A 10,095-nucleotide genomic window follows, 5' to 3' on the forward strand; every position below is an offset into this window, starting at 1 on the left:
GTATAAGAGACAGGTGGCGGGGTCGGGCGGAACGCTGAAGAAGGGGGAAGTGCCAATGCGCGGGGTCATCACCGGACGAGAGGTGGTCGCCAACCTGGGGCTCATCTACCGGGAGTTCGGGACGGGCTGCGTGCTGCGCTGCCTGTGGGTCATGCTGAGCGGGAAGACGACGACGTTCCTTGAGGTCGCGTGCCCGCCGGTGGCGAAGCGGTAGCAACGGCACGGGCCGCGGAGGAAGGTCCCCCGCGGCCCGCGCCACCTCACGTCAGGTCACTGCATGAGCATCACTGCGGGGCGCTGAGCCGCAGCCGCAGCAGCGTCGGCTCCACCCAGGCGCTCGCCTCGGGGCCGCCCGCCTCCGCCTGGGCATCCAGGGAGGCGTCGATGGCGGCCTTCAGCCGGTCGGCACGCGTCGTCACCGCCGGGTGCAGGTCCGCCAGGATGTTGTGGGCCGGCGGCGCGTTCGTGGCGCTGAACAACATGTACATGTCCATCACGTCGTTCATCACCGGGGTGACTTCCACGTCCTGCGGCGTGTCGTGGCCCGACAGCACCGCGTCCTCGCCGTACAGCAGACCGCGCAGGTACTCGTCGTGGTCCAGCGACAACGGCAGCGCCAGCGCCGTGTAGGCCTGCCACAACAGCCGCGTGCCCGTCATCCGCTTCGCCTGGAGTTGCAGCGCGTCTCCCGCCTGGCCCATGCGCGTGACGATGCTGCCGTAGAACTGGCGCTGCTGGTCCTTCAGCGCGTCCACCACCCGGGTGCGGATGGCGGCGCGGAAGGCAGGGGCCGGGACGTAGTTGGACGGCGCGATGTCCCGCGAGACGTCGGACCAGCGCTTCGCCATCCACTCCTGGGGGTTGTGCTCGCTGTTCGGGTCGTAGGTGGGCCGGTCCACCCCGCGAACCAGCGTGACGAACTCAGAGCCGCCGGTGAAGCGGTGCTCGTACACGCGCTCGGACTTCAACGCGGACGCCGCAGCGTCCCAGTAGGTGTAGCGGACGTACAGCGTGGACACCAGCCGGTACTTGCGCTCGTACATGCCCCCGAAGCCCGTGAAGACCTCCGAGTAGAGCTGCCAGCTCCCCTCGCCGCACAGGTCGATGGAGGCATGGTCCACGTTCAGGTTGTCCGCGATGAGCAGCGGGCGCAGCACGTCGTGATTCCAGCGGGCCGGGTCCACGCTGAGGGAGTCCGGCGCACCGTCTCCGTTGTAGTCCCCCCACTCGCCGCCGCCGCAGGGGACGACGGGCTTCACATCCGGCTTCAGGTAGTGTGCCGCCGGCTCCTGGTCCGGGCCGCCCCACAGGTCGATGCCGTGCAGGCCGCGGGCGGGGCTGTGCCGCCAGTCGGACTCCGCCTGCTCGATGAGCGCCTTCAGCAACGCCCAGTCCCCCTGGTAGCGCGCGTGGAGGCCGGCGAACAGCGGCTTGCCAATGTTGCGCAGCGCCGTGTCCAGCTGCGTGCCCGCGGTGATGAGGTTGCTGTGCCGGGTGGAGACCATCTGCCCGCCGAGCACCGGCTGCTCCTCGAAGAGCTGCGCGTAGGCCTCCGCGCCGGCCATCCAGTCCTTCGGGCTGGAGATGCGCTCGCCGCTCAGCATGGGCAGCCCCAGTTGAGAGGGGAACTCGCGCAGGTAGTTGATGTTGTAGGAGAGCTTGTGGGTGGACAACTCGTCCGCGGGGCTGACGTCCGGGTTGGAGCCTCGTCCGTCGATGCCCGCGAGGATGGTGGACTGACGCGCGTCCAACGCGCCCCAGATGGAGAACCGGTCCTCCGCCTGCGAGAAGTCCGCGTAGAGCATGGGCGAGGGGTGACGCGTGTCCCAGCCCAGGTAGCTCCAGGCCGTCAGCGTGAAGCCGTCGTTCTTCAGGTCGGTGAAGTACTCGTACATGTTCTGGTCCACGCGGTTCAGCCCGGCGTGCAGCGAGTGCAAGGACGCCTGCACCTCCTCCACGTTCTGGTTCACCCGGCCCAGCTCCCAGTCCACCAGGTCGAAGCGCGCCTGCATGTCGCGGTGGATGTCGTTGAGCTTGCGGTCCACCCGATCGAACCGGGTGAACATCCGCGACTGCATCTGCTCGACGAACTGATGGAGCTTGCGGAGCTCCTCGAGGATGATCTGCTCGATGGGCGGCTCGGCCGCCCCGCGCAGCAGGGAGAAGAGCTGGAAGGCAGCGCCGATGAGCTGCCCGGTGAAGATGGCGCCGCTGACAATCTCGAAGCCCTTCACGCCCAGGTTGAGGAAGCTGGAGACCTTCTCCGCGATCTTGACGGAGCTCTCCGCGTACTTCGCCACCGCCTCCAGCGTCGTGTTCAGCGCGCTGGCGAACCTCACGATGTCCGCTGCGAACTGCGTCTCGCCGTCCTTCTTGAACAGCTCGGCCACCAGGCCCAGGCCGCCCGTCACACCTTCGCGCACGCCGTTGAGCTGGTCCTTGAGCTGGGTGCCCCGCGCCCTCGCCGCGTCGATGGCCGCCTGGAGCGCCGCCTCCTCGGCCGTCGGCGTGCCGGACAGAGACGCCTGGGCCGCGCCGCCCTCCGCCAGGGCCAGCGTCTGCCCCGGCTCCTTCAGCGCGATGGAGGCGCGGTACGCCTGCTCGGCGACGTTCAGGTTGTTGAGCATGTCGGAGTACTGCTGCGCCGCGGACAGGCCCGCGGTGGACGCCGTCAGGATGAAGCCTCGCGCGTCCGCCTTCGTGGTCGACAGGCTCCCGTCGTTCGCCAGCCGGGGCAGCACGAAGGCCGCCAGGGGTCCCATGGGCCGGAGGGCCAGCATCTGCGCCGCGGTCTGCGTGGTCTGGACGCCCACGCCCGCGCCAATGCCGCCGCCGTTCACCACCGCCGCCAACGCGACGTTGCCCTGGGCCAGGTCATGCAGCCGCGACCAGGTCTCCTCGGAGAAGACCTCCGCGTCTCCGTAGCGCTCCACCAGCGAGTGGGCGGTGGCGAGGCCACGCTCCAGGTCCAAGCCATTGTGCATGCTGCCCAGCAGCGACTGCGCATAGGCCCGCAGCGCCTTGCTCGCCGCCGTCGTCGTGGGCAGGTGCGGCTGGGCCCGCGCGAGGATGCGAATCATCGTCCGCACCCGCGGGCCGGAGCCGTCCTTCGCCGGGTCGAAGGGGTAGACGTTCAACGCGGTGGAGACGGCGTTGAGCGCCGCCGTCAGCTCGGCCTGGGAGAGTGCCGGGTTGTCACGGGCCAGGAAGTACGCCACGCCCGCCTGGAGGTGCAGCCGGGGGTCCGGCCGGGACATGGCCACCGCCGCGTACACGCGCCGGTTCACCTCCTGCGCGGTCAGCGAGAAGGTGCCGCGGCACTCCGAGCACAGGATGGGCGCGTCATAGACGGGCGCGCCGCTGCTCCCGGAGGCCGCCCACTGCGCCTGGGCCTGGGCCTGCACCTGCGCCAGGGTGGAGCTGGCGGGCGCCTGGCCCTCCACGAAGCCCGCGCCGCACTCCGCGTCCGGCGCCAGGCCGTGGCTGACATCACGGCAGGTGCCTTGGAGCTGCGCGCCGCTCCCAGGGCCGCAGAGGCCCGTCATCGTTCCGCACTGCGCCGCGTCGGTGACCCAGGCGCCGTTCACCTCGCACGTCTGGGGGTTGAGGCAGGCCACCGTGCAGGGCGACTCCACCGTGCCGCACTGCGGTCCCGTGCCCATGTGCGGCACCGGGTAGTTGGAGTAGGTGATGTAGCAGTACTCCTCGCCCACGCCCGCCGCGGCGTGCTTGAGGGCTCCGCCTCCCACGAGCATGGATTCCGAGGTCCCGCCCCCCGGGGGCCTGCCACCGATGTACCAGGTCCAGGTGATGCCCCCCCACGTGGACGCGGGCGCGTTGTCCATCATGTAGTTCTGGGCGCCGACCTCGCACGAGGCGTCGGGCCGTGTGCCCAACGGAAACACGGCCTGGTGCACGCCCAACGTGGAGCCGAAGTCCGCGTGCCGGCACGTGCCGTAGGACGTACACGTCTTCGGGCTCGTGTCCGCGCCACAGGCCGCGCTCGTCTGCCGCGCGTAACACTCCAGGCTGTAGGTGAAGCCGCCGGTACACATCCATTCACCGGTCGCGATGTCCTCCGGCGTGCAGGCGAGGCCGTCCTCGGCGGTCCGGGTGACGACGGGCTCAGCGGGCGGCGGAGTGCCCTGGGGCGTGGGCTCACCGCAGCCCCAGAGCGCCAGCGCGGCCACCACGCCCTGGAGCCAGCGAGGATGCTGGCGACTGGCGGGCGCGTGTGCCCCGGGCGGACACACGTCTCCCCTCAACGACGAATTTCGCGACACATGCATGCAGCAGTTCCCCCTCGTTCGGGTCTGCGACGGCATGGAATGCCGTCCAGCACCGGATACGGAGGGAGCGTGGATTTCTGGTTCTCACGCTGAAATGAAACGGGCCGCGAGGAAGGCTTCCTCACGGCCCGAATCATTCACGTGCATGTACCCGGCAGACGCCAGGCAGGACGGCTAGGGCTCGCCCCGGCGCGGCTTGTCGGAGTCGACCGCGTCCTTGATGGCCCGCTTGGCGTCCTCAATCTTTCCCTTGATGGCGCCCTTTGCGGAATCACGCTTGCCCTCGGCCTCCAGCTCACGGTCGCCGCTCGCGACGCCGGCCACTTCCTTGACCTTGCCCTTGGCCTTGTCGGTCCACTCGCCCATGACGGGTCTCCTTTCACAACAGACAGCGCGTTGGTGTCAGGCAGAGTGTGGGCATTCCAGAAGAGCCGCGCAGGCACCCCAGGGCCCCCCGCCTGGACGGCAACCAGGTGCGAAGAACAGAGACTGGCAATCCTAGAATTCAGTGCCAGCCGCTCTCTGACAAGCACTGCATTTCCATACACGCTGGATGAGGCGGAACGGGACTGGACATTGACGGCGAGCAATTCGGGCCGCACGCTGGGGTCACTGCTACCCAGGAGCACCGCTTTCCCGATGGCCACCTCCTCGCTACCGACCCCTGGCGCCCTGCTACGCCGGCTCTACCTGCTGCGGTCTGTCGTCACCACGGTGGCCTTCACGCCCGCGGTCTACGTCGACATGCAGTTGCTCGACCTGTCGGGTGCGAGAGAGTTCAAGATTTTCCTGGGCATCATCACCCCAGTGGTGCTCGGCCTGTGCGCGGTGGTGCAGCCGCTGGTGGTGATGCCGTGGCTGATGAAGCGCGCCCTGAGCGCCCAGGGGACGACGCGGGTGGAGCGGCTCATTCGCATCCCCTCCAGCATCGCCTTCGTGGAGATGATGGTGTCGTGGACGCTGGGTGGCATCCTCTTCAACGGCGGCGCGGTGTTGCTCCTGGACCGACCGGCGTCGGTGGTGATGGTGGGCGTGGCGGTGGCGGTGAGCGCGGGCCTCTTCAGCAGCCCGCTGGCGTACATGCTGTTCGAACGGGTGATGATGCCCACGGTGCTGGACGCCTATCAGCGCGCGCCCAGCACGAAGCCCGCGGGTGAGGGCTTCGCCACGCGCCAGCTCTGGCTGCTGCCCGCGATGGTGGTCTCCGCGCTGCTCATCACCTGTCTGGCCAGCATCGTCACGCTGCACCTGCGCCTGGAGCGCGGCATGGGCGCACTGGCGGCGGACCTGGCGGCGCAGGGCGACACCGCGGCGGCCGAGCGCGTCCAGGCCACGGTACGGCCGCTGGAGGCGGAGCTGGTGCAACCGGTGGTGGTGCTCGGCGGGTATGCCGCGCTGGGCTCCATCCTCACCGCGGCCTGGGCGGCCCGCCGGCTGGCCCGGGGGGCTCGCGCGGTGGGTGCGTCCCTGGAGGCCCTGGTGGAGGGCCGAGCCACGCCGCCACAGTGGGTCTCCTCAGATGAAGTGGGCGACCTGGCGGCGTCCACGTGGCAGCTTTACCAGCGGCTCCAGGAGATGCCGCGCTCGCTGCGCGCCTCCGCGGGTGACCTGGCCGACGCGGGCCAGCGGCTGTCACAGGCCAGCTCCCAGCAGAACCAGACGCTGTCGCGGCAGGCCGCGGCGCTGCACCAGGCGCGCGCCACGGCGCAGGAAATCCAGCAGGCGTCCCACGTCACGCACTCGCGCGCCACCAGCATCCTCCAGGTGGCCGAGCGCGCCGCCGCCGTGGGCAAGCTGGGTGAAGAGTCCCTGGCCGGCACGGAGAAGGGGCTCACCGCCATCCGCGACATCGCGGCCGGGCTGCACGAGCAGATGCTCGACCTGGAGCAGCGCGCCCGCGAGGTGGGCCGCGTGTCGGAGGTGGTGAAGTCGCTGGCGGACCAGTCCCACATGCTGGCCATCAACGCGGCGATTGAAGCCACGCGCGCGGGCGAGCACGGCAAGGGCTTTGGCGTGGTGGCGCGGCAGATGCGCGACCTGGCGGACCAGTCCGTCCGGGCCACCAACCAGGTGCGCGGCCTGCTGGAGAGCATGGCCGCGGCCACCCAGCAGGCCACGGCGATGTCGGACCAGGGCGCGGAGGGCGTGGCCGAGGCCCTGGAGCCGCTGCGGCACAGCGGCGAACGGCTGCGCGAGCTGGCGGGACTGTCCAAGGAATCCGCGGCGGCGGTGCGGCAGATTACGGAGGCCGTGTCGCAGCAGCACGCGGGCGTGGACCAGCTCTTCGCGGCGGTGCGCGAGTTGGATGAGCTGACGACGGACACGCTGCGGCACCTGGACACCACGCAGCAGGCGGCCTCGGCCGTGAGCCACGCGACGGGACAGGTGTCGCAACTGGCTGAACGCTACGTCTGATGCGGCGGTTCGCCCGTGCTCGAGCGCGGGCCACGGTGCCGCGGCCTCAGCCGTTGGAAGGCGCGTCGTCCTCCGCACGCGCGGCGAGCATGGGCGTCAGACGCCCCTCCGAGCTCAGCACGGGCGTGCGCAGCAGCACGGCGAGCTGGCCCACGAGCACCGCCAGCCGCGTCAGCCGCTCCCGGGGCTCCTCGCCGCCCGCCTCGAAGCTGGCCGCGTCCAGGTAGGCGAGCTGCGCCGAGGCCCGTCCATGCAGCCCCGCCACCCGCTGCTCCAGCGCCGTCAGCCGCGCGCGCAACTCCCCCAGGAACGCCGTCGTCCGGGCCAGCAGCGCGGAGGCCGCATCGAGCGCCCGCGCCCCCTCCTCCGGAGCGCTCCCCGCCAGGATGGCGCGGGCCGAGATGGCCGCGTACAGCGGCGTCCCATCCAGCACCACCGGCGGCGAGTCCTCGTCCAGCCAGCCCCGGTCCAGCCACGCCAGCACGGACTCCAGCGCGGCGGGCACCTCGACCCCCGCGCCCAACAGGGGCCAGTTTCGCCGCGTCGCGCGGGACGGGGATTCGCGAAGGAGCGCGCGCAGCGCCTCCAGCGCCTCGGGCTCCAGCAGCTCGGCTTCCCGGACGTGCCCCCAGCGCTCCAGCCGCTCCAACAGCGCGCCGAAGGGCACCAGCACCTCCGCGTGCACCCGCGCCTGGAGCACGCCGTAGGTGCCCACGCCGTCGCGGACCTGGAGGCGGTCCGCCCGGAGCGCGGCCACCGCCCCGCGGTGCCGCTCACGCGCCTCGGCCAGCCGGGCATCCCCAGGCGGGGTGACGCCCGTCTCCGTCAGCACCTTCCGCACACCCAGGCCCAGTGCCGTCAGCACCAGGCCACCCACCGCGAATGGGATGAAGAAGGGCATGCCTCGCAACTATGCCAGCTTCGCCCCCGTCCCGCCCGGCGGATGCGGGCGGCCCTTCCCCGCCTGCCGGGTGGGCGCGCCACCGGATGGCGCGGCGCTCACCCCGCGCGAGCTTGCGGTGGCGCCTCCGGCTCCAGCGGCGGCACATACGGCCAGCCCGGCAGCGGCCCCTTGCCCGCCTCGCGCGTCAGGTAGTCCGCCGCGATGTTCGCGCTCTCCATGATGGTCAGCAGGCCGCTTCCCGGATGCGTGCCGCCGCCCACGAAGTACAGCCCTTCGATGTCCCGGTTCTTCACCTTCGGCCGCAGCGGCCCCAACTGCAGCCACGTGTGCGACAGGTTGAACACCGCGCCCCGGAACACGTTGAAGTCGTCCCGCCACGTCTCCGCCGTGAAGTAGCGCTCCTCGCGGATGTGCTCGCGCACGCCCTTCAGCCCCACCTTCTCCAGCATGGCGGGGATGCGCTCGCGCAGCGCCTGCTCCGTCTTCGCCCAGTCCACCGGACGTCCCGTGTTCGGCGTGGGCACCAGCACGTACAACGTCGAATGGCCCGCCGGCGCGCCGGACGGGTCCGTCACGCCCGGATTGCACACGTAGAAGGGCGGGTCCTCCAGGTCGACGTGCCGGTCCTCCAGCGCGTCACGGTCCGTGCGCCGCGCGGACTCCGACAGGTAGATGAGATGGTGCGGCAGGTCGGCGTACACCGTGTCCAGGCCGTAGTACGCCATGAACGTGCTGCACGAGTACTTCGCGCGCTCCAGCGCCGCGTCCGTCAGTCGCGAGCCTTCCCGCGCCTCCGCCGGAATCAGCGACCGCGCCGCGTAGGCCAGGTCCGCGTTCACCACCACCGCGTCCGCGTCCAGCACCTCGCCGCCCACCAGCTTCACGCCCACCGCGCGGCCCGCGTCCACGCGCACCTTCTCCACCGGCGTGCCCATGCGGAAGGTGGCGCCCAAGTCCCGCGCGCAGCGCATCATGCCGCGCGACAGCTCGCGGAAGCCGCCCTCCACGTGCCAGACGCCGAAGGCCAGCTCCAGGAAGGGAATCACGCTGAACACCGACGAGCACGTCGTGGGGTGCAGGCCCAGGTACTTGGACGGGTACGCCAGGGCGTACGTCACCCGGTCATCGTGGAAGAAGCCGTCCAGTTGCCGGTACAGCGTCTGCCAGGGCTTGAAGCGCAGCGTGGGCGCCAGCCGCCACGGCGCGTAGTAGCCCAGGTTGTCCGCGGAGGTGCAGATGAACTTCTCGTAGGCGATGCCGTACTTCTCCCGCCCGTCCTCCATCCATTGGCGCAGCGCGGACGCCTGCCGCGGACCGAACTTCGCCAGCTCCGCCTCCATGCGGCCCAGGTGCCGGGTGGTGTCCAGGTGCGTGCCATCCCAGAAGTGCACCCGCGTGTTGACGTCCAGCGGGAGCAGCTTGACGTAGTCCTCCAGCCGCCGGCCCGCGCGCCGGAATATCTGCTCCAGCACGCCCGGCAGTTGAAGGATGGAGGGCCCGGTGTCCACCGCGTACTCGCCCGACGCGCCCAGCGTCAGCCCCTTCATCCGCCCCCCGGGCACCGCGTCCTTCTCCACCACGGTGACCCGGAAGCCCTGCCCCGCCAGGTTGATGGCGGCCGACAAGCCCCCCGGTCCCGCACCCACGACGATGACGTGCCGCACGCTGCCTCCCTCGCTTGCCATGCCCTACCGGATGCCAAGGCCCTCCGGTACCCAGGTGAACGGAATCCCACCCACTCATTCACCTGGCGAACGCGCGAACCAGCCAGGACGTTACAAGAGCACCATCCGGCACTGGCCCCCGGGTGGACGCCATTCCAGCCTTCTTCGGCCACCGTGCCACCGCATTCCTCCTCCCACCTGCGCCGCAACGCCGCCGCCTACTGCGTGCTCCTGGTGGGGCTGCTCCTCACCGCCGCGTCGGCGGCCTATGTGCAGCAGAGCATCCACGAGCGCCGCCTGCACCGCTTCGACGGCGCGGTCCATGACGGAGTGCTGGGCCTCCAGCAGCGCCTGGAGCTGAACCAGTCCCTGCTCCAGGGGGTGCATGGACTGTTCACCGGCAGCCGCTTCGTGAACCGGGAGGAGTTCGACGCCTACCTGGAGAGCCTGGAGCTGAACCGCAGCTTCCCGGGGATGGAGGGCATCGGCTTCGCGCGGTGGCTTCGGCCGGAGGACGTGGCCCGGTACGACGCGAAGGTCCGCGACAGGCAGGAGCCAGGCCATCCCGTGTGGCCCCCGGGCCCACGCGAGGCCTACACCGCCATCATCATGATGAACCCCCTGGACGCCCGCACGCAGCAGGGCCTGGGATTCGACATGCTCACCGAGCCCCACCGCCGGGCAGCGATGCTGCGCGCACTGGGCACGAGGCGCCAGGCCGCCACCCACAAGGTGCGGCTCATCCAAGGCTGGGAGGACGCCGCGGGCCGCGTGGGCATCGTCATCTTCATCCCCGTGTACACCCGCACGAAGGCCCCCCCGC

At 70.7% G+C, this 10,095-nt stretch carries 7 protein-coding genes; 3 read left to right on the forward strand and 4 right to left on the reverse strand.

The features are described 5' to 3' along the window. The coding region (locus FL344_RS38795) for a hypothetical protein (protein ID WP_228565645.1) at positions 1-214 on the forward strand (214 nt) is incomplete at its 5' end. A gap of 70 nt (positions 215-284) precedes the next feature. Here FL344_RS38795 and FL344_RS37055 read toward each other — a convergent pair. Together FL344_RS37055 and FL344_RS37060 are read right to left on the reverse strand one after the other, a co-directional pair. Continuing rightward, entirely contained in the window at positions 285-4,289 is a 4,005-nt protein-coding gene (locus tag FL344_RS37055; protein ID WP_141621819.1) for a hypothetical protein, read from the reverse strand. 174 nt (positions 4,290-4,463) lie between these two features. Continuing rightward, positions 4,464-4,655, reverse strand: a complete 192-nt coding sequence (locus FL344_RS37060; protein WP_011556857.1) for a CsbD family protein — start codon at positions 4,653-4,655, stop codon at positions 4,464-4,466. A 273-nt stretch (positions 4,656-4,928) separates the two neighbouring features. On the opposite strand from FL344_RS37060, the gene FL344_RS37065 reads away from it, so the two are divergent. After that, complete coding sequence (locus FL344_RS37065) at positions 4,929-6,704, forward strand: methyl-accepting chemotaxis protein (RefSeq protein ID WP_141594518.1); 1,776 nt, start codon at positions 4,929-4,931, stop codon at positions 6,702-6,704. A gap of 46 nt (positions 6,705-6,750) precedes the next feature. On the opposite strand, the gene FL344_RS37070 is transcribed toward FL344_RS37065, so the two are convergent. Both FL344_RS37070 and FL344_RS37075 read right to left on the reverse strand, forming a co-directional pair. Next, entirely contained in the window at positions 6,751-7,605 is an 855-nt protein-coding gene (locus tag FL344_RS37070; RefSeq protein ID WP_228565643.1) for a hypothetical protein, read from the reverse strand. A gap of 98 nt (positions 7,606-7,703) precedes the next feature. Then, positions 7,704-9,293, reverse strand: coding sequence for an NAD(P)/FAD-dependent oxidoreductase (locus FL344_RS37075; RefSeq protein WP_141621821.1), 1,590 nt, complete (start codon positions 9,291-9,293; stop codon positions 7,704-7,706). Positions 9,294-9,446: 153 nt separating this feature from the next. Between FL344_RS37075 and FL344_RS37080 the strand changes: the two genes are divergently transcribed. Next, a partial coding sequence (locus tag FL344_RS37080) for a CHASE domain-containing protein (protein WP_228565644.1) occupies positions 9,447-10,095 on the forward strand: 649 nt, incomplete at its 3' end.

Source organism: Myxococcus sp. AB036A (assembly GCF_006547355.1).
GTDB lineage: Bacteria > Myxococcota > Myxococcia > Myxococcales > Myxococcaceae > Myxococcus > Myxococcus virescens.

What these genes read in the sequence shown, in the direction of transcription:
- FL344_RS37055 (WP_141621819.1), bottom strand. Translation starts at nt 4,289, where the DNA reads ATGCATGTGTCGCGAAATTCGTCGTTGAGGGGAGACGTGTGTCCGCCC.
- FL344_RS37060 (WP_011556857.1), bottom strand. Translation starts at nt 4,655, where the DNA reads ATGGGCGAGTGGACCGACAAGGCCAAGGGCAAGGTCAAGGAAGTGGCC.
- FL344_RS37065 (WP_141594518.1), top strand. Translation starts at nt 4,929, where the DNA reads ATGGCCACCTCCTCGCTACCGACCCCTGGCGCCCTGCTACGCCGGCTC.
- FL344_RS37070 (WP_228565643.1), bottom strand. Translation starts at nt 7,605, where the DNA reads ATGCCCTTCTTCATCCCATTCGCGGTGGGTGGCCTGGTGCTGACGGCA.
- FL344_RS37075 (WP_141621821.1), bottom strand. Translation starts at nt 9,293, where the DNA reads ATGGCAAGCGAGGGAGGCAGCGTGCGGCACGTCATCGTCGTGGGTGCG.